This is a genomic window from Rhodanobacter aciditrophus (assembly GCF_050026795.1).
GTDB lineage: Bacteria > Pseudomonadota > Gammaproteobacteria > Xanthomonadales > Rhodanobacteraceae > Rhodanobacter_A.
This window is the reverse complement of record NZ_JALBWP010000011.1, coordinates 129,241-148,241: the sequence shown is the minus strand read 5'-3', so window position 1 is coordinate 148,241 and position 19,001 is coordinate 129,241. Positions and strand designations below refer to the sequence as shown.

Annotated in this window: 20 protein-coding genes and 1 tRNA gene; 13 read left to right on the top strand and 8 right to left on the bottom strand. The window is 70.2% G+C overall.

Going from position 1 to position 19,001, the window contains the following annotated elements; translation table 11 throughout:
• Positions 1–6: 6 nt before the first annotated feature.
• The 3 genes from ACQGNW_RS09445 to ACQGNW_RS09435 all read right to left on the bottom strand — a co-directional run bounded on the left by ACQGNW_RS09445 (position 7) and on the right by ACQGNW_RS09435 (position 3,001).
• Positions 7–1,245 carry an NnrS family protein gene (locus ACQGNW_RS09445; protein ID WP_426662891.1) on the bottom strand — a complete coding sequence of 413 codons (1,239 nt, stop codon included), beginning with the start codon at positions 1,243–1,245 and terminating at the stop codon, positions 7–9.
• Between the two features lie 81 nt (positions 1,246–1,326).
• Complete coding sequence (locus tag ACQGNW_RS09440; RefSeq protein ID WP_426662890.1) at positions 1,327–2,088, bottom strand: helix-turn-helix domain-containing protein; 762 nt, start codon at positions 2,086–2,088, stop codon at positions 1,327–1,329.
• Between the two features lie 136 nt (positions 2,089–2,224).
• On the bottom strand, positions 2,225–3,001 hold the full coding sequence (locus ACQGNW_RS09435) for a ferredoxin--NADP reductase (protein WP_426662889.1): 777 nt from the start codon (positions 2,999–3,001) through the stop codon (positions 2,225–2,227).
• Positions 3,002–3,189: 188 nt separating this feature from the next.
• Between ACQGNW_RS09435 and ACQGNW_RS09430 the strand changes: the two genes are divergently transcribed.
• The 5 genes from ACQGNW_RS09430 (at position 3,190) to ACQGNW_RS09410 (ending at position 7,350) form a co-directional block, all read left to right on the top strand.
• Positions 3,190–3,834 (top strand): TMEM175 family protein, encoded by a 645-nt coding sequence (locus tag ACQGNW_RS09430; protein ID WP_426662888.1) that lies wholly within the window; start codon positions 3,190–3,192, stop codon positions 3,832–3,834.
• A gap of 41 nt (positions 3,835–3,875) precedes the next feature.
• Entirely contained in the window at positions 3,876–4,868 is a 993-nt protein-coding gene (gene dusA / locus ACQGNW_RS09425; protein WP_426662887.1) for a tRNA dihydrouridine(20/20a) synthase DusA, read from the top strand.
• An 82-nt stretch (positions 4,869–4,950) separates the two neighbouring features.
• Positions 4,951–5,283, top strand: coding sequence for a PepSY domain-containing protein (locus ACQGNW_RS09420; RefSeq protein WP_426662886.1), 333 nt, complete (start codon positions 4,951–4,953; stop codon positions 5,281–5,283).
• Positions 5,283–5,975: a response regulator transcription factor gene (locus ACQGNW_RS09415; protein WP_426662885.1), complete on the top strand. Its 693-nt coding sequence runs from the start codon at positions 5,283–5,285 to the stop codon at positions 5,973–5,975. Before ACQGNW_RS09420 ends, ACQGNW_RS09415 begins: the two co-directional genes overlap by 1 nt.
• On the top strand, positions 5,941–7,350 hold the full coding sequence (locus tag ACQGNW_RS09410; RefSeq protein ID WP_426663643.1) for an ATP-binding protein: 1,410 nt from the start codon (positions 5,941–5,943) through the stop codon (positions 7,348–7,350). The genes ACQGNW_RS09415 and ACQGNW_RS09410 overlap by 35 nt, the downstream gene beginning before the upstream one ends.
• Before the next feature lie 42 nt (positions 7,351–7,392).
• Here the strand turns inward: ACQGNW_RS09410 and ACQGNW_RS09405 are convergent, their stop codons facing one another.
• Positions 7,393–7,731, bottom strand: a complete 339-nt coding sequence (locus ACQGNW_RS09405; protein WP_426662884.1) for a hypothetical protein — start codon at positions 7,729–7,731, stop codon at positions 7,393–7,395.
• Between the two features lie 135 nt (positions 7,732–7,866).
• On the opposite strand from ACQGNW_RS09405, the gene ACQGNW_RS09400 reads away from it, so the two are divergent.
• The 8 genes from ACQGNW_RS09400 to ACQGNW_RS09365 all read left to right on the top strand — a co-directional run bounded on the left by ACQGNW_RS09400 (position 7,867) and on the right by ACQGNW_RS09365 (position 15,575).
• Positions 7,867–8,904 (top strand): biotin--[acetyl-CoA-carboxylase] ligase, encoded by a 1,038-nt coding sequence (locus ACQGNW_RS09400; RefSeq protein ID WP_426662883.1) that lies wholly within the window; start codon positions 7,867–7,869, stop codon positions 8,902–8,904.
• A complete protein-coding gene (locus ACQGNW_RS09395) occupies positions 8,901–9,641 on the top strand; it encodes a type III pantothenate kinase (protein WP_426662882.1) in 741 nt (246 codons plus the stop codon). The genes ACQGNW_RS09400 and ACQGNW_RS09395 overlap by 4 nt, the downstream gene beginning before the upstream one ends.
• A gap of 33 nt (positions 9,642–9,674) precedes the next feature.
• A complete protein-coding gene (locus ACQGNW_RS09390; RefSeq protein ID WP_426662881.1) occupies positions 9,675–10,361 on the top strand; it encodes an SPOR domain-containing protein in 687 nt (228 codons plus the stop codon).
• Between the two features lie 41 nt (positions 10,362–10,402).
• A tRNA-Thr gene (locus ACQGNW_RS09385) sits at positions 10,403–10,478 on the top strand.
• A 70-nt stretch (positions 10,479–10,548) separates the two neighbouring features.
• Positions 10,549–11,463 carry an arginase gene (gene rocF, locus ACQGNW_RS09380; RefSeq protein ID WP_426662880.1) on the top strand — a complete coding sequence of 305 codons (915 nt, stop codon included), beginning with the start codon at positions 10,549–10,551 and terminating at the stop codon, positions 11,461–11,463.
• A gap of 25 nt (positions 11,464–11,488) precedes the next feature.
• Positions 11,489–12,862, top strand: coding sequence for a tryptophan--tRNA ligase (locus ACQGNW_RS09375; protein ID WP_426662879.1), 1,374 nt, complete (start codon positions 11,489–11,491; stop codon positions 12,860–12,862).
• Between the two features lie 12 nt (positions 12,863–12,874).
• On the top strand, positions 12,875–13,222 hold the full coding sequence (locus ACQGNW_RS09370; RefSeq protein WP_426662878.1) for a hypothetical protein: 348 nt from the start codon (positions 12,875–12,877) through the stop codon (positions 13,220–13,222).
• A 118-nt stretch (positions 13,223–13,340) separates the two neighbouring features.
• Positions 13,341–15,575 (top strand): DUF5916 domain-containing protein, encoded by a 2,235-nt coding sequence (locus ACQGNW_RS09365; protein WP_426662877.1) that lies wholly within the window; start codon positions 13,341–13,343, stop codon positions 15,573–15,575.
• 16 nt (positions 15,576–15,591) lie between these two features.
• Here the strand turns inward: ACQGNW_RS09365 and ACQGNW_RS09360 are convergent, their stop codons facing one another.
• The 4 genes from ACQGNW_RS09360 to ACQGNW_RS09345 all read right to left on the bottom strand — a co-directional run bounded on the left by ACQGNW_RS09360 (position 15,592) and on the right by ACQGNW_RS09345 (position 18,976).
• Positions 15,592–15,960, bottom strand: a complete 369-nt coding sequence (locus ACQGNW_RS09360) for a VOC family protein (RefSeq protein ID WP_426663642.1) — start codon at positions 15,958–15,960, stop codon at positions 15,592–15,594.
• A 286-nt stretch (positions 15,961–16,246) separates the two neighbouring features.
• Entirely contained in the window at positions 16,247–17,233 is a 987-nt protein-coding gene (locus ACQGNW_RS09355; protein WP_426662876.1) for a fumarylacetoacetate hydrolase family protein, read from the bottom strand.
• A gap of 25 nt (positions 17,234–17,258) precedes the next feature.
• Positions 17,259–18,566: a homogentisate 1,2-dioxygenase gene (gene hmgA, locus ACQGNW_RS09350; protein WP_426662875.1), complete on the bottom strand. Its 1,308-nt coding sequence runs from the start codon at positions 18,564–18,566 to the stop codon at positions 17,259–17,261.
• Positions 18,563–18,976, bottom strand: a complete 414-nt coding sequence (locus ACQGNW_RS09345) for an endonuclease domain-containing protein (RefSeq protein ID WP_426662874.1) — start codon at positions 18,974–18,976, stop codon at positions 18,563–18,565. Before ACQGNW_RS09345 ends, hmgA begins: the two co-directional genes overlap by 4 nt.
• Positions 18,977–19,001 lie beyond the last annotated feature (25 nt).

Below are 19,001 nucleotides of genomic sequence, written 5' to 3'. Positions count from 1 at the left end.
CCCGCCTCAACCCGGCTTGCCGTCCGTGCGCGGCGTGAGGTAGATCCACGCCGAACGCAGCACCCACGGCAGGAACGCGGCGAGCCAGCCGGCACCGGCCACCACCAGCCACAGGTAGCGGTCCTGTTCCAGTTCGGCGCAGATGCGCACGACCGCCACCGCCTGCAGCAGCACGAAGCACAGCCATGGCACCGGGTGCATCTGCAGCGGACGGCCCGAATGGCCATGGGTGACGCGGGTGACCATCGCCACCAGCATCGAGCCGAAGAAGCCGATCGCCATGGCGTGCAGCGGCGCCAGTCCCAGCACCGACTTCCCGCTCACCGCCAGCACCAGGTCCTGCACGCCGAACAGCACGAAGGCGACGGGCAGCCACGCGAAGGCGACATGCAGCACGCCCAGCAGGCCCGGCCGCAGGCAGCGCCACGGCTTCCACATCAGCCAGTGCGCGACGAACACCGCGGCCAGCGGCAGATCGCACAGCCACAGCCATGCGGCCAGGCCACGCCAGTCGAGGAACACGTGCGCCAGCAGCAGCGCCCACGTCACCGGCAGGCTCCAGCCGGGCCGCCACATGTCGTAGCCGGCCACCATGTTCTTGCTGAAGAACGGCAGCATGCGATGGCACACGGTGAAATACATCGGCAGCAGGAAGCCGAACGTGCCGAGCTTCACCGCCAGCCAGGCCAGATCCGGCGAAGCGCCGGGAACCAGCAGCCAGGCGAGGAACAGCACCAGCCCCAGCGTGCCCACGCCGAACGCGGCGAGGCACGACCAGCCGTGCCGGTTGCGGTCCGTCGCCGCGCGCAACACGCCGGCCAGCGTGCCCACGCCGAGCAGGTATGCCGCCAGCATCACGAGCAGACCCAGCTTGAGCACCACAGGCAGGCCCAGCAGGCCCACGTTGCCCAGCACGTAGCCGCCCAGCACGCCGCCGGCCACCGGCAGGAAACGCTTCGGCGGCACCAGCGGCCCGTTCATCCAGCGCGGGAACGTGGTCATCAGGAAGCCGAACATGAAGAGCGGAAACAGGCCGTACTGCACCAGCATGGCGTGGCCGAACACCGGCGGTATCGTCGGCTGCGGCCAGCGCGCCCAGCCGAAGCGCAGCGAAGCCAGCTCCAGCGTCCACCAGGTCATGGTGAGCAGCACGGCGACGGCGCCGGCGAGGAACAGCGGCCGGTGCGGCGCCGCCGCCAGCAGGGCGGCAGGGTCGTTCGCGGTGCGGGAAATCGATGCGTCCATGGGTGCCTGCAGCGTTGATCGCCCCCATGTTGGCAGGCCGGGCCGGCGGCAGCCCTGACCTGGATCAGCCTCGCCCGGGCGCTACTCCGGTATCAGGCTGGCGCCGAGTTCGCGCAGCCTGCGCATGTCGAGCAGCACCAGCTCGCGGCCTTCCAGCGCGATCAGGCCCTGGCTGCGGAAGCGCCCCAGCACCCGGCTCACCGTTTCCGCGGCCAGCCGCAGGTAGTTGGCGATGTCGCCGCGCGACATGCTGAGGTGGAATCGCGTGGCGGAGAAGCCGCGCACCGCGTAGCGGTTGGAGAGGTCGACCAGGAACGCGGCCATGCGCTCGTCCGCGCTGTGGTCGCCGGCCAGCAGCGACACCGCACCCAGCTCCTTGCTGATCAGCCGGAACAGGTGCTGCTGCACCGCCGGCTGGCGCGCGGCCAGCGCGCTCATCGCGGGGAACGAGAAGCGGCAGAACTGGGTGTCCTCCAGCGCCACTGCATCGCAGGGAAAGTGCTCGGGGTAGATCGCGTTGAGCCCCACCACTTCGCCCGGCAGGTAGAAACCCAGCACCTGCTCGTTGCCGTCGCGGTCGAACAGCCGCGTCTTCACCGAGCCGGTGCGCACCGCGTAGATCGCGCGGAACGGATCGCCGGTGCGGAACACGTGCTCGCCGGTGCGGAACGGCCCCACGTGCTCGACCAGGCAATGCAGCTCGATCAGCTCGGACTTGCCGTAGCCCACTGCGACGCAGGCTTCGGCAAACGCGCAACTGGAGCAGAATCGCGTGGCGTCGCCATCGTCGGTGATCGGCTGGGGCACCAGATGCAAACGTCCTGTCGGGGGGCTGGGGGGCATGGCGGCTCGCACCGGCGGAGTCAGCGTAGCGCTGTTCCCTACATGATACGTGAGCCTGCGGCGGCTAGCGAGCTTCTGCGACGCCGCGTCGCGACGCCGCGCGCCAGCCCCGCACCCGACGGCGATGCGGTTGCCGCTACTTCTCCACGAACGCCCGCTCGACCACGTAGTCGCCCGGCTCGCGGGTGCGCGGCGAGGCGTGGAAGCCGCGGCCGTCGAGCAGCGCGCAAAGGTCGTCGAGCATCGCCGGGCTGCCGCACAGCATCACGCGGTCGGTCTCCGGGTTGAGTGGCGGCAGGCCGACGGCCTCGCTCATCGCGCCGCCGGCGATCGCGTCGGTGATGCGGCCACGGTTGCGGAACGGTTCGCGCGTCACGGTGGGGTAGTAGATCAGCCTTTCGCGCACCATCTCGCCGAGATACTCGTGCTGCGGCAGCTCGTGTTCCAGGTAATGCGCGTAGGCGAGGTCCTCGACGCGGCGCACGCCGTGCGCCAGCACGATCTTCTCGTAGCGCTCGTAGGTGTCCGGATCGCGCACGATGCTCATGAACGGTGCTAGGCCGGTGCCGGTGCCGAGCAGGTAGAGGTGCTTGCCGGGCTTCAGGTCGGTGAGCACCAGCGTGCCGGTGGGCTTGCGCGTGACGGTCAGCGGATCGCCGGGCCTGAGGTGCTGCAGGCGCGAGGTCAGCGGGCCGTTCGGCACCTTGATCGAGAAGAACTCCAGGTGCTCCTCCCAGCTCGCGCTGGCGATGGAGTAGGCGCGCATCAGCGGACGGCCATCCACTTCCATGCCGATCATCACGAACTGCCCGCTGTCGAAGCGGAAGGAGGGGTCGCGTGTGGTGCGGAAGGAAAACAGCGTGTCGTTCCAGTGCCGCACGTCGATCACGTGCTCGGTCGCGAAAGCCACCATGGGTGTCCAGTCTCGGATTGCGTGTCGGGGAAACCTGCCGCCTCGTGGCGGCAGCGGACTCGCGTGGGAGGAGCGCCTGGCGAGTGGCCGCGCGGGCGCGGCGATGACGGCATTTTACGCGATCCGCGCCGCCCCTGCCCTGAAAGCTTCTGCGGCAAAATGCCCGCAGCTCAAGCCAGGGAACGACCATGGAACAGAATGCCGCACCCGCCGTGCGGGAACACCACGTCCACCAGCGCCATTTCGACCGGCTGGTGATGCTGTCCGACGGCGTCTTCGCCATCGCACTCACGCTGTCCGCGGTGGAACTGCGCCCGGAGACGAAGCCGGGCCAGACCCTGCCGCAGGTCTGGGGCCTGCCGCTGCTGGCGTACTTCCTCACCTTCTTCATCATCGGCATGGTGTGGCTGCAGCACCGCCGCGCGCTGGCGCAACTGCGCCGCAGCGACAACACGCTGACCCTGATCACCCTGGTGCTGCTGAGCATGATCGCGCTGATGCCGGTGGTGATCCGCACCATGGTCACCGGCGAGAGCGGCGTGGATTCGACCAGCGGCTTCGTGATCTACGCGCTCTCGCTGCTGGTGATCAACCTGTGCCTCGCGGCAGGATGGGGCTATGCGGCCTTCATCGGCCATCTGGTGCCCGACATGCCGAGGCCGAAGGCCTGGGGCTGGCTGATGCATGACCTGTTCGTCGCCCTGGTGTGGGCGGCGATCGCGTGCTGGTTCCTGCACCTGGCGTGGATCGTGGCGCTGATGGGGGCCCTGGCGCTGGCCGCGCGCATCGCCTCGGCACGCCTGGGCCGCCGCGCCGCGCCCGACCCGGGCTGACGCTCCACAGCGGCATGCCGATCCGGGACAATGGCGGCCTGATGACCGCCCTTGCTCCCACCCCCGACGCCGCAGACTGGCGCCTCTCCGTCGCCCCGATGATGGACTGGACGGACCGGCACTGCCGGTTCTTCCACCGCCTGCTCTCCCCGCATGCCCGGCTGTACACCGAGATGGTGACCAGCGCGGCGCTGGTGCGCGGCAGGCAGCTGCGCCTGCTGGAACACAGCCACGAGGAACACCCCGTGGCGCTGCAGCTGGGCGGCAGCGAGCCGGCCGAACTGGCCGAGGCGGCGCGGCTGGGCGCGGCGGCCGGCTACGACGAGATCAACCTCAACGTGGGCTGCCCGTCCGACCGCGTGCAGTCCGGCCTCTTCGGCGCCTGCCTGATGTACGAACCGGCGCTGGTGGCCGACTGCATCAAGGCGATGCGCGATGCGGTGGGCGTGCCGGTCACCGTGAAATGCCGCATCGGGGTGGACGAGCAGGACGAGTACGCCGATCTGCAGCGCTTCACCGAAACCATGCTGGAGGCCGGCGTCCAGGTGCTGGTGGTGCACGCGCGCAAGGCCTGGCTGAAAGGCCTGTCGCCGAAGGAGAACCGCGAGATCCCGCCGCTGGACTACCCGCGCGTGCACCGGCTCAAGCGCGAGTTCCCGCAACTGGTGGTGGCGATCAACGGCGGCATCACCACGGTGGAGCAGGTGCAGGCGCAGCTGGCCGAGCTGGACGGCGTGATGCTGGGCCGGGCCGCCTACCACGACCCGTACCTGCTGGCCCGGCTGGAACACGCGCTCTACGGCACCCCGCTGCCCGGCCGCGAGGCCGTGCTGCGGCGCCTGCGCCCCTACGTCGAGGCCGAACTGGCGCGCGGCACCGCGCTGAAGCACATCACCCGCCACCTGCTGGGCCTGTACCAGGGCGAGCCGGGCGCGCGCGGCTTCCGCCGCGTGCTCAGCGAGGGCGCGCACCTGCCCGGCGCGGGCTGGGCGCTGATCGAACGGGCGCTCGCTCCCCTGACCGCGGCCGCGTGACAGCGGCCGCCCGTCCGGTCACCATTCAGCCCGGCCTGCCCAAACTGAACGGCCGGAGACAGATCGTGGTCGAAGCATGCCGATGAAGGCCCATCGAATCCTTCCGTTGCTCGCGCCGCTGGCGCTGGCGCTGGCGCTGGGCGCGAGCCCGGCGGCGTCGGCGCAGGCCAAGTCGAAGGACCTCAGCCTCGGTGATGCCGTGACCCGGGTCCAGCAGGAAACCGACGGCCAGGTGCTGTCGGCCGAGGCGCGGCACTACGATCGCCGCACCGAGTACCGCATCAAGGTGCTCACGCCGCAGGGCCACGTGCGGGTGATGACGATACCCGCCAGCGGCGGCGACAATATCCGGCCATCCGTCCCGTCAACCCGCAACCCGCCCGCGCGCCGCGCCGGCGGCAAGGAGAAACACTGATGCGCATCCTCTTGGTGGAAGACGAGGCTCCGCTGCGCGAGACGCTGGCGGCACGACTGAAGCGCGACGGTTTTGCCGTCGACGCGGCACAGGACGGCGAGGAGGCACTCTACCTGGGGCGCGAGGTGCCGTTCGACCTCGCCATCATCGACCTCGGCCTGCCCAAGATGTCGGGCATGGAACTGATCAAGGCGCTGCGCGAGCACGGCCAGCGCTACCCGGTGCTGATCCTCACCGCGCGCGGCGGCTGGCAGGACAAGGTGGAAGGCCTCAAGCAGGGTGCCGACGACTACCTGGTCAAGCCGTTCCACGTCGAGGAACTGCTGGCGCGCATCAACGCGCTGGTGCGTCGCGCGAGCGGCTGGTCCAAGCCGGTGCTGGCCTGCGGACCGATCAAGCTCGACACCACCGCGCAGACGGTCACGGTGGAGGGCAAGATCGTCGACCTCACCAGCTACGAGTACAAGGTGCTCGAATACCTGATGCTGCATGCCGGCGAGCTGGTCTCCAAGGCCGACCTCACCGAGCACATCTACCAGCAGGACTTCGACCGCGACTCCAACGTGCTGGAAGTCTTCATCGGCCGCCTGCGCCGCAAGCTGGACCCGGAAGGCACCCTCAAGCCCATCGAGACCGTGCGTGGACGTGGATACCGCTTTGCCATCCCCCGCACCGACGGCGACGACGAGTGAGCCTGCGCCGCGCCGCCCGCTCTCGCTGGCGGCGCGCTCGGCCATCACCACCGGCTTCGTGCTGGCCGCCTTCCTCGGCCTGGTCGGCGTGGTCATGGCCGTGGCCAAGAAGCAGAGCGCGCTGAACAGCCTGCAGGACCGGCTGCGGGACGCCGCCATCACCGACATCATCACCCACACCGACGCCAACCGCGACGGTCGCCTGCTGCCGCCCGATTCGCCGCCGCAGAAGTTCTCCCAGCCCGGCTCCGGCCTGTACGCGGTGATCCTGGGGCCGAACGGCTACCACTGGGAGTCGACCTCGGCGATCGGCCACGACTTCCGCTTCCTCAAGCCGCTGCCGCCGGGCGCGCGCGAGTTCGCCGGCCCGGTCGACACCCGCATGGGCCGGCTGTACTACTTCGCCATCGGCGTGACGTTCGACTATCCGGGCCGCAAGTCGACACCCGCCACCGTGATGGTCGCGCAGACCGAGCAGCAACTCGAAGGCGAGAACGCGGTGTACCGGCGCACGCTGGCGCTGTGGCTGTCGGTGCTTGGCGTGATGCTGATCGTGCTGCAGCTGCTGCTGCTGCGCTGGAGCCTCACCCCGCTGCGCAAGGTGGCCAGCGACATGAGCCGCGTCGAACGCGGCGACAGCGACCACCTGGACAGCCAGTACCCGCTGGAGCTGACCGGCCTCACCGAGCGCATCAACGCGTTCATCGACAGCGAACGCGAGCAGCGCACGCGCTACCGCCACACCCTCGCCGACCTCGCGCACAGCCTGAAGACGCCGCTGGCGGTGATCCGCTCGCAGCTGGAATCGGCCAGCGACGAACCGACCCGGCGCGGCGTGCTCGACCAGGTGCGCCGCATGGACGAGCTGGTCGCCTACCAGCTGGCGCGCGCGGCCACCTCGGGTCGCCAGACCTTCGCCGCCGCGATCCCGATCGCCAGCCACGCCGAGGACCTGGTGCAGAGCCTGGAGAAGGTCTACGCCGCGAAGAACGTGCTGTGCGAATTCGACATCGCGGACGGCGCCTCCTTCCACGGCGAGCTGAACGACCTGCTCGAACTGATGGGCAACCTGCTGGAAAACGCGTTCAAGTGGACGCGCCATCACGTGCTGCTGGTGGTGAAGAAGCAGCCCCAGCCCGGCCGCGGCCGCCCCGGCCTGCTGCTCAGCGTGGAAGACGACGGCCCCGGCATCGCCGAGGACAAGATCGAGAAGGTGCTGCAGCGCGGCGTGCGTGGCGACGAACGCGTGCAGGGCCACGGCATCGGCCTGTCCATCGTGCAGGACATCGTGCGCGCCTACCGCGGCGAGCTGACGGTGGATCGTTCGCCCGAGCTGGGCGGCGCGCGCTTCAGCGTGCAACTGCCGCCGGAGTGACCCGGCTCCGCGGCGCGGCGGACATGCCGCGCGACGCGCGCATTACTGGATCGAACCGGGCAACAGCGACTGCCAGCCCAGGCGCGCCGGGCGGGCGCTGGTGGGCGCGGAGATGCGGCCGCCATGCTCGCTGCCGCCGGCCGTGGTGCCGCCGCTCCGGCTGTCGGCTTCGCTGCTGTCCGTGTCGCTGTTGTGCCGCGACGAGGGGCAGTCGCGATTGAGCCCCAGCGTGTCGCCGCCGCTGCCGGTATCGCGGGAACCGCTGTCGACCGCGCTGTGGCTGACTGCAGTGATGTCGCGGGCGTCCATGTCCGTTGCCATGGCACTGCCCACGCCGGCCAGGCCCATCAGGCAACCGATCATCCAGTGTCTGGCACTCATGGCATGCAACCCCTTGATCCACAAGCGAGGCCGCTGATGCTCGCAGAAACACGCCGTGGGCGCCAGTGTCTGCCTCGACGTGCCGCGCCCGGCTAGAATCCGCCGGATGCCCGCCACGCCCGCCCCTTTTCACTGATGCAGCCCGCCGAACTGCTGGCCGAGCTGGCCGCGGGTACCCCGCGATCCGGCGTCGAACTGGCCGCCAGGGCCGGCGTGACGCGAGCGGCGGTGTGGAAGCAGATCGAGGCGCTGCGCGCACGCGGCGTGCCGATCGAGGCCGGCGGCGCCAGCGGCTATCGCCTGCCGTGGCCGATCCAGCTGCTGGACGCCGCAGCCATCCGCGCCGCGCTGCCGACAGCCGTCGCCAGGCGGCTGGGCGCGCTGGAGGTGCACTGGGAACTCGACTCCACCTCCAGCGAGCTGCAGCGCCGCGGCGCCGCAGCGCCCGACCTCAGCATCGTGCTGGCCGAGACGCAGAGCGCCGGCCGCGGCCGCCGCGGCCGGCACTGGCTGTCACCGCCGGGGCTGAACCTTTATCTCTCCTGCCTGAAGCGCTTCGATGCCGGCTTCGCCGCGTTGGCGGGGCTGTCGCTGGCGCTCGGCGTCATCGTGCTGCGCACGCTGGAAGCGCTGGGCATCGACGGCGCCGGCCTGAAATGGCCGAACGACGTGCTGGCCGCCCCACCCGGCCAGGCGCTCGGCAAGCTGGCCGGCATCCTGGTCGAGCTCAGCGGCGAATACCAGGGACCGTGCGCCGCGATCATCGGCATCGGCCTCAACCTGCGGCTCACCGACGCGCTGCGCGAACAGGCCGGCCAGCCAGCCAGCGACCTCGCCACGCTGTCCGGCGGCGCGCCCCCGGACCGCAACCGCACGGCTGCAGTGCTGATCGCTGCGCTGGCCGATGGCCTGCGCCAGTTCGACCGCGAGGGCTTCGCCGCCTTCGCCGACGAATACGCCAGCCACGACCTGCTGCGCGGCCAGCCGCTGCGGCTCAGCGGCGCCGGCGGCGAGCGCGACGGCATCGGCGCCGGGGTGGACAGCCGTGGCGCCCTGCTGCTGCGCCTGCCCGACGGCGAGCTGCAGCGCGTCGACAGCGCCGACGTCACGGTGCGCCGCGCACCGCCACCGGACGGCCACCCGATGGCCACGCGGGGTAACTGGAGGCCATGAGCAGGCTCTTGCTGGATCTGGGCAATACCCGGCTGAAATGGGCGCTGCACCATGCAGGCGGCTGGCAGGCCAACGGCGCGGTGGCATGGGACGAGAACGTGGCGGACGTACTGGACGCCGCCTGGACGGGACACGCTCCGCCGGCCGCCGTTTTCGGTGCCTCGGTGGTGGACGACGCGCGCGAGCGGCTCGTCGCCGCCAGCGTCGCCAGGGCGTTCGGGCGCGAGCCGCACTGGCTGCGCACGCCTGCCGAAGCCTGCGGCGTGCGCAATGCCTACGCCGAACCGCAACGGCTGGGCGTGGACCGCTTCCTCGCCATGCTCGCCGCCCGCGCTGACGGCCTCGCGCCCTGCGTGCTGGCCGGCGTGGGCACCGCGCTCACGCTGGACGCGCTGGCCGCCGACGGCCGCCATCTCGGCGGCCTGATCGCCCCGGGTCCGCGGCTGATGCAGCAGTCGCTGCTGGGCGCCACGGCGCAGGTGCGGCCCGCGCACGCGGGCACGATCGTCGAGGCGGCGGACAACACCGCCGACGCGGTGGCTTCCGGCTGCTGGCTGGCGGCGGCGGCCTTGATCGAGCGCTTCGCGGCGCGCATGGCCCCCGTGCTGGGCGGCGCGCCCGCGCTGCGCCTGGGCGGCGGCGACGCGGAGGCGCTGCTGCCCCTGCTCGCCACGCCGGCGCAGCTCGTGCAAGACGGCGTGCTGCACGGACTGGCCGTGTGGGCCGCGACACAATAGCCGGGCGCTACCGGCGTAAATGACGGGGGATCGATGTTCCTGCGATTGCTGTTCGTGCTGCTGGTCATGCTCAACATCGTGGCTGCCGCCTGGCTGCTGCTCGGGCAGCCCTACGCGCACGTGCCGCCGGCCACCGACCCCGGCGTGCCGGAGCTGCACCTGCTCTCCGAGCTGCCCGCGCACGACACCGCGGCGGCGCCCGCGGACAGCATCGCCGCGCCCGCTGCGGCGCCCGCTTCCCTCCCCGCCGCGACGGGCGCGTCCGCCGACTACCGCTGCCTCACGCTGGGGCCGTTCGCCACGCCGCACGACCTGCAGCAGGCCCGCAGCGCGCTGGCCCCGCTGACCCGGCGCATGCGCTCGCGCCAGGAACAGGTCGCCCAGTCGCACAGCTGGTGGGTCTACCTGCCCGCGCCCGCCAGCCGCGCGCAGGCGCTGGCGCTGACCCGCCAGCTCGCCGTGCGGGGCATCAGGGACTACTTCGTGGTCAGCGGCGGCGACCAGCCCAACACGATCTCGCTGGGCCTGTTCAAGGACCAGGACAACGCGCGCAAGCGCCGCGCCGACGTGGTCGCCGCCGGCTTCCCCGCCCGCATCACCGAGCGCACCGAGACCGCGCCGCAATACTGGCTCGACCTGGTGACCGAAGGCGGCAGCTTCGACTGGCGCGACCGCATCGGCACCGACGGCGTGGGCTCGCACAGCACCAGCTGTTTCTAGAACCTGTCCGGCGGCCCATCCCTGCTAGAATCCCGCCCCACGCCGGCATAGCTCAGTTGGTAGAGCAACTGATTTGTAATCAGTAGGTCGCGGGTTCGATTCCTGCTGCCGGCACCATCCCGCGGCCACGTCCCGGTCGACCCGCTACACTTGGCGGCTGCAGATCACCGACGTGGACACCAGCAACATGAGCAAGCAGACGATCGCCCTGGTGGGCGCGCCCACCGACATCGGCGCCGGCCATCGCGGCGCCTCGATGGGGCCGGAAGCGCTGCGCGTGGCGCAGATCGGCGAGAAGCTGCGCGCCCGCGGACTGGACGTGGTCGACCGCGGCAACCTGCACGGCCCGCACAATCCCTGGCTGCCGCCGGTGGACGGCTATCGCCACCTCGCCGAAGTGGTGGCGTGGAACCAGGCCGTGCACGAGGCCATCCACGCCGAGCTGGCGCACGGCCGCCTGCCGATCATGCTGGGCGGCGACCACTGCCTCGCGATCGGCTCGATCAGCGCGGTGGCGCGGCACTGCCGCGAGCAGGGCAGGCAGCTGCGCGTGCTGTGGCTGGACGCGCACGCCGACTTCAACACTGCCCAGGTCACGCCCTCGGGCAACATCCACGGCATGCCGGTGGCCTGCCTCACCGGCAACGGCCCGGCCCCGCTCACCGGCATCGGCGGCCACACGCCGGCGACCACGCCCGGGGTGTTCCGCCAGATCGGCATCCGCTCGGTGGACGAAGGCGAGAAGCGGCTGGTGCGCGAGGCGAGGATGACCGTCTACGACATGCGCCACATCGACGAGGTGGGCATGCGGGGGACCATGGAGGAAGCGCTCGCCGGGATGGACGGCGACACCCACCTGCACGTGAGCTTCGACGTGGACTTCCTCGACCCCAGCATCGCCCCCGGCGTGGGCACCACGGTGCGCGGCGGTCCGAACTACCGCGAAGCGCAGCTGTGCATGGAAATGATCGCCGACTGCGGCAAACTCGGCTCGCTCGACATCGTCGAGCTGAATCCCGCATTCGACAAGCGCAACCAGACCGCGAAACTGGCGGTGGACCTGGTCGAAAGCCTGTTCGGCAAGTCCACCCTGCTGCGCTGAGCGCACCACCTGACGACATCGAGACATGCAGACCCGAGTCCTCACCGGCATCACCACCACCGGCACCCCGCACCTGGGCAACTACGTGGGCGCGATCCGCCCCGCGATCGCCGCCAGCCGGCGCGCCGACGTGGACGCGTTCTTCTTCCTCGCCGACTACCACGCGCTGATCAAGAGCGACGACGCCGCGCGCATCGAGCGCTCGCGGCTGGAGATCGCGGCGACCTGGCTGGCCGCCGGGCTCGATCCCGCGCGCGTAACCTTCTACCGCCAGTCGGACATCCCCGAGATCCCCGAGCTCACCTGGTTCCTCACCTGCGTCACCGCCAAGGGCCTGCTCAACCGTGCGCATGCCTACAAGGCGGCGGTGGACAGGAACACCGAGGCGGGCGAGGACGCGGACGCCGGCGTCACCGCGGGCCTGTACATGTACCCGGTGCTGATGGCCGCCGACATCCTCGCGTTCGACGCGCACCAGGTGCCGGTGGGCCGCGACCAGATCCAGCACATCGAGATGGCGCGCGACATCGCGCAGCGCTTCAACCACATCCACGGCCGCGACTTCTTCGTGCTGCCCGAGGTGGTGATCGAGGAGCAGGTGGCCACCCTGCCCGGCCTGGACGGCCGCAAGATGTCCAAGAGCTACGACAACACCATCCCGCTGTTCGCCGGCGGCGCGAAGGGGCTGCGCGAGGCGGTCATGCGCATCGTCACCGACTCGCGCGCGCCGGGCGAGCCGAAGGACCCCGACAGCTCCTCGCTGTACACCATCTTCCGCGCCTTCGCCGACGCGGCGGAAAGCGCGGCGTTCCGCCAGGCGCTGCTCGACGGCATCGGCTGGGGCGAGGCGAAGCAGCGCCTGCTCGAGCGCATCGAGACCGACGTGGCGCCGATGCGCGAACGCTACGAGACGCTGATCGCCAAGCCCGCCGGGATCGAGGAGATCCTGCGCACGGGCGCAGCCAAGGCGCGTGCCATTGCAGGACCAAAGATTAGGGAGATACGAGACGCTATTGGCTTACGCAAAGCACCATTAGTCGTCACCCCGCCTCCTGTTCAAGTAACGACTTCAGCAGAGGGCAGCGTAGCCATCAAAGCAAAGCCTCACAAACTGCCGCGCTTCGCCAGCTTCCGCGACGGCGACGCCGGCTTCCGCTTCCGCCTGTTCGCCGCCGACGGCGAGGAGCTGTTGCTGTCGATGCCGTTCGCCGATCCCAAGGCCGCTGGCGTGCTGCAGCAGCGCATTCGCCAGCTGGGTCGTGCCGCCGTGCTGCGCGAGGACGGCGACACGCTGGTGCTGGAACTGGATGGCGAGGCCGTCGCCCGCACCCCGCAGGCTGGCGACGAAGTGCTCGCGCACCTGCGCGAGGCATTGGAGCAGCTGGCCACGCAGGACTGACCGGGGCTCCCGATGCGCTACCTCGCCCTGCTGCTGCTCGCCCCGTGGCTGCTGATCCTCGGCTGGGCCTACGCGAGCTACCCGAAGTCGCTGCCGCGCACGACGACGCGGCGGCTGTTCGACACGCTGGTGCTGCTGCTGGCGTTCTCCGCGGCAGTCGCCGCCGGCCTCGCCGGCTTCGACGCGGTGCCGCTGCCTGCGCCCGACGAAGCCGGGCTGCGCGCCAGCGGCGCGATCTGGCAGCAGGTCCTGCCGGCGCTGTGCGGCTACGGCGCCTTCGCCGGCGTGCTGGCGCTGGCCTTGCCGCTGCGGGCGCGCCTGTGGCGCCGCCTGCCGCCGGCGCCACCGCCGGAAGCGTGACTTCCGGCCGTCGCGTACGGCCAAACCCCAGGCGCAAGCTGCGCATCAGATTGCCGGGCGAATCCTCGCCTGGTGCGCGCACTCCCCACGCGCGCCAACCGATGCGGATTTCCCCGACATGCGCCTGGCATGCCTGCTGCTGATCGTCCTCGTTTCGCTGTCGTCGCCGGCCTTCGCGGTGACGATGGATGGCCATATCCATCCCGACGAATGGCGGGGCGCGCTGCACGTCACCGACTTCCGCCAGACCCAGCCGCTCACCGGCAAGCTGGCCACGCTGCCCACCGAGGCCTGGGTGCTGGCCACGCCGCAGGGGCTGGCGGTGGCGTTCCGCTGCACCCAGCCGCCGGGCGTGCCGCGCAGCACGCAGCAGATGCAGCGCGATTTCGAGGACCAGGTGGACCGGGTGAACCTGATCGTCGACTTCAACGGCGACGGCCGCACCGGCTACAACTTCACGGTCAGCTACAGCGGCGGCGTCTACGATGCCGTGGTCACCAACGAGAACAAGTTCAACAAGGACTGGGACGGCCTCTGGCGATCCGTGGCGAGCCACGACGCGCAAGGCTGGACGGTGGAGATCCTGGTGCCCTGGTACACCGCGCCGATGCGCCACCGCCACGACGGCAAGCGCGTCATCGGCCTCTACCTGGACCGCGTGGTCGCCGCCACCGGCGAGCGCGATGCGTGGCCGGTGGCCAGCTACCAGCAGGCGCGCTTCCTGTCCGACTTCCGGCGCGTCAGCATCCCGCGCTACCACCAGTCGCTGCTGGCGGTCACGCCCTACGTGTCGGGCCTGTACGACAACGTGCGCGGGCGCAGCCATCTCACCGAAGGCGCCGACATCTTCTGGAAGCCGAACGGCCAGTTCCAGCTCACCGCCACGCTGAACCCCGACTTCGGCCAGGTGGAAAGCGACGACCTGGTGGTGAACTTCGGCGCCACCGAAACCTACGTCAGCGACAAGCGACCGTTCTTCACCGAGAACCAGGGCATCTTCGATTTCAGCCTGCTCGACGACAACAGCCAGCTGGTCTACACGCGCCGCGTGGGCGGCCCCGCCGACGACGGCCACGGCGCCAGCCCCATCGACGCGGCGGTGAAGGTCAACGGCAGCGTGGGCGCCACCGGCTACGGCGTGCTGGTCGCCGACGAAGGCGGCGCGGCCGGCCGCTTCTTCGGCGCCGCGCGGCTCGTGCACGACTTCGGCACGCAGAGCCTCGGCCTGATGCTGACCCGTGTGGACCGGCCATGGCTGGACCGCGACGCCACCGTGCTCGGCGTCGACCACCACTGGCGCCCGACGCCGCAGCTGACCATCGCGACCAGTGTGGTCGGCAGCGACATCCTGCAGAACGGCACGCACAGTCAGGGCGAGGGCGCCACCACGCTGGTCGACTACGACATGGGCGGCGGCTGGCGCCAGGAGTGGGCAGGCATGCATTTCGGCAGCCGCCTGCAGGTGAACGACTTCGGCTACCTGGAGCGCAACGACCTGAACTACGCGCACTGGGAGGTGCGCAAGCGCGACACCGACCTGTCGCCCGGCTCGATCTACAGCTCGCACGACTGGCACGTGCGCGTGGACGCGCTCGACAATACGCACGGGTTGAACCTGCGGCGGCAGTTCCGCGTGTTGCGCGACAGCAATCTGCGCAACGGCGCCACCGAAGAGGTGCAGCTCAACGTCAACAGTGCGGCATGGGACGACCTGCTGACCCGCGGCCACGGCGCGCTGTTCCTGCCGCCGACCTTCGACCTGTTCTACAAGTACGTGACACCGCGGCACGGCGCGCTGGCCTACAAGCTGATCGCGGAATCGCTGAGCGGCGGATTGGCCGGCAACCGCAGCGTCGGCTACGACGTGGAGTTCATCCCGACGTTCTACCCCAGCGACAACTTCAACCTGTATGCCGGCCCCTACTACGAGCACCAGCCCGACTGGCTGGTGTGGCAGCACGACAACCTGATCGGCCGCTACGACGAACACACGCTCGAACTGCTGGCCGGGTTCGACTGGAGCATCGGCAGCCGGCAGGAGCTGCGCATGAAGCTGGAGGGGCTCGGGCTGGATGCGCACATCCGCGGTGCCTACCGCGTCGCCGGCAACGGTCGCGCGGTTGCCAGCAGCGACCCGGTGGGCAACCTGGGCGTGCGCAACATGGGGCTGCAGATCCGCTATCGCTACCAGCTCGCGCCGTTGTCCTACCTGTACGTGGTGTATGCGCGCGGCGGCTACGCAATGGACGACTACGTGCAGGACAACGGCGTGCGCCGCATGTTCGAGCAGAGCTTCTCGCTGCGCGACGACGAGCAGCTGCTGGTGAAGCTGGACTACCGTTTCGGCATCTGAACCAGAGCCCTGGCTCTCAATCCCAGCGGTTGAGGTGCGGCCCGAACGCGTCGCGCTGCCGACGCACGATGCAGAAACGCTGGCCGCTGGGCGCTTCCATCACCCACCAGCGCTCGTGCACGAACGCGATGCGCTTCGCGCCGGGGCGCTCCAGCCGCGCAGCCTCGGCCTCGAGGTCGTCGGTCTCGATGTCCAGGTGCACGCGGCTCTCGTGCTCGACCTTCTGCAGCAGGATCGGCGGCTCGTCGTCGGCCGTGCGCAGCTCGGCGTAGCGGCCGTCGCCGTCCTGGTCGAGCGAGGCGACCGGCTTGCCCAGCGCCGCGCTCCAGAACCTCGCGGCATCGCCCAGGTCGTCGACCTGTGGGCCTGTTCGCGGTCTCCCTATGGTCCGCGCCGGGAGCTGTTTGTCTGCAGGCCAAGGAAGAAGGAGGGAGTGGACGTCCGTCCACGACCGAGTGATGATGCAGGCATGCGGGCAAACAGACCCGGCCCTGCGGGTTGCCTTGCCGTGGCCGCCATGCGGCAGCGCGGGCTATGGGGAGACCGCGAACAGGCTCAAACAGTCCAGTACCAGGGCGCAGAGACGGCTGCGATGCATGGCGCACCTCGCGTCGGGATGAAGGCACCCAGTGTGCGCCGCCACGCAGGCCGGCGCATCCCTCGTGCCGCGCTCAGCGCACCAGCGGCGCGATGCGCTGCTCGATCGCGCCGAATATCGAGGCGCCGGCCCGATCGGTGACGTCGATGCGCAGCGTGTCGCCGTACTTCAGGAACGGCGTCGAGGGCTTGCCGTCGCGCAGCGTCTCCACCGTGCGCTGCTCGGCGAGGCAGGAGGCGCCCTTGCCGGTGTCCTGGTTGGCGATGGTGCCGGAGCCGACGATGGTGCCGGCGGTGAGCGGGCGCGTCTTCGCCGCGTGGGCCACCAGCTGGGCGAAGCTGAACTGCATGTCCACGCCGCACTCGGCTTCGCCGAACCACCGGCCGTTGAGCCAGGTACGCATCGGCAGGTGCAGCTTCTCGCCCTGCCAGGCCTCGCCCAGCTCGTCCGGCGTGACGAACACCGGCGACAGCGCCGAGCGCGGCTTCGACTGCAGGAAGCCGAAGCCCTTGGCGAGTTCGCCCGGGATCAGCCCGCGCAGGCTCACGTCGTTGACCAGGCCCACGAGCTGGATGTGCGCGGCGGCCTGCTCCGGCGTGGCCGCCATCGGCACGTCGTCGGTGACCACCACCACCTCCGCTTCGAGGTCGATGCCGTAGTCCTCGCTGGGCACCACCACCTCGTCGCGCGGGCCGAGGAAGCCGGCGCTGGTGGCCTGGTACATCAGCGGATCGGTGTAGAACGACGCCGGCACCTCGGCGCCACGCGCCTTGCGCACGCGCTCGACGTGCGGCAGGTAGGCCGAGCCGTCCACGAATTCGTAGGCGCGCGGCAGCGGCGCGGCGAGCTGCGCCATGTCCAGAGCGAAGGCGCCTTCGGCGGTGCCGGCATTGAGCGCATCCGACAGCGCGTTGAGCCGCGGCGCGGCGTTCGACCAGTCGTCCAGCGCGGCCTGCAGGGTGGCGGCGACGCCGGCGGCCTTCACCGCGTGCTGCAGGTCGCGGCTGACCACGACCAGGGTGCCGTCGCGGCCGCCCTCTTTCAGACTTCCAAGCTTCATTGCGTGTGCTCCAGTGCGATGCGGCTCATGCGCGCGACGGGTCGAAATGCTTGCGGAGGTCCTGCCAGCATTCGTGGTAGTTCTTCTGCAGCTGCGGGGACTCCAGCGCCTGGCGCGCGGGACGGATCACCTTGCGCGTTTCGAACATGAAGGCCATGGTGCCGGTGATGACGTCGGCCTTCGACAGATCCGCACTGGAGGCCTTCTCGAACGTGGCGGCATCCGGGCCATGCCCGCTCATGCAGTTGTGCAGGCTGGCGCCACCGGGCACGAAGCCTTCGGCCTTGGCGTCGTACACGCCGGTGATCAGGCCCATGAACTCGCTCGCCACGTTGCGGTGGAACCACGGCGGCCGGAAGGTGTGCTGCGCCACCAGCCAGCGCGGCGGGAAGATCGCGAAATCCATGTTGGCCGTGCCGGGCGTGTCGCTGGCCGAGGTGAGCACGGTGAAGATCGACGGATCGGGATGGTCGTAGCTGATCGAACCGATCGTGTTGAAGCGGCGCAGGTCGTACTTGTACGGCGCGTAGTTGCCATGCCACGCCACCACGTCCAGCGGCGAGTGGCCGATCCCGGCCTGCCACAGGCTGCCCTGGAACTTGGCGATCAGGCGGAAATCGCCTTCCACATCCTCCCAGGCCGCCACCGGCACGAGGAAGTCGCGCGCGTTGGCGAGGCAGTTCGAGCCGATCGGACCCAGTTCGGGCAGGCGCAGTTGCGCGCCGAAGTTCTCGCAGACGTAGCCGCGCGCCTCGCCGTCGGGAAGCTCCACCCGGAAGCGCACGCCGCGCGGGATCACCGCGATCTCCTGCGGCTCGATCTCGAGCACGCCCAGCTCGGTGGCAAGGCGCAGGCGCCCCTGTTGCGGCACGATCAACAGCTCGCCGTCGGCATCGTAGAAGTAGCGCCCTTCCATCGGGCGGTTGGCCGCGTACAGGTGGATGCCGATGCCGCCCTGCTCCGCCGCGCCGCCGTTGCCGGCCACGGTGACCAGGCCGTCGAGGAAATCGGCCGGCTGTGCGGGCATCGGCAAGGGATCCCAGCGCAGCTGGTTCGGCGTGGCCGGCGCCTCGTCGAAGCGGTTGTGGAAGGTGGCGTGCGCCAGCGCCTCGAACGGGCGGTGCACCGCCGCCGGGCGGATGCGGTACAGCCAGCTGCGGCGGTTCGCATGGCGCGGCGCGGTGAACGCGGTGCCGGAGAGCTGCTCGGCGTACAGGCCATGCGCCACGCGTTGCGGCGAGTTCTGGCCCGCCGGCAGCACGCCGGGGATCGCCTCGGTGGCGAATTCGTTGCCGAAGCCGGATTGGTATTGGAGAGAGTGCTTCCCGCTCATCGCTGTTTGCCTTCAAGCCCCTCTCCCGGCGGGAGATGGGTTGGGGTGAGGGTTCGGTTTCCCGCGGCGCCGAGGATGGCCTCGAGCACCGCATCCGTCTGTTGCAGGACGTCGTTGTCCCAGTAACGCAAAACCGTCAGACCGCAAGATTCGAGAAAGCGCGTGCGCGCCAGATCGACTGCCTCATCATGCTGCGAACCATCCAGTTCCACGACCAATTGCTTCGCTTCGCAATAGAAATCCACGATGTAGGACGGAATGGGATGTTGGCGGCGAAACTTCAGGCCGTTCAAGCGACCGCCGCGCAGGTGGTACCAAAGCCGCTGTTCCGCGTCCGTGGAGGTTTGCCCGAGATCGCGCGCATGACTTCGCGTTCTGCTCGGCAACGGCGGCTTGATGGCTCCCTGCATGGCCGTACCCTCACCCCAACCCCTC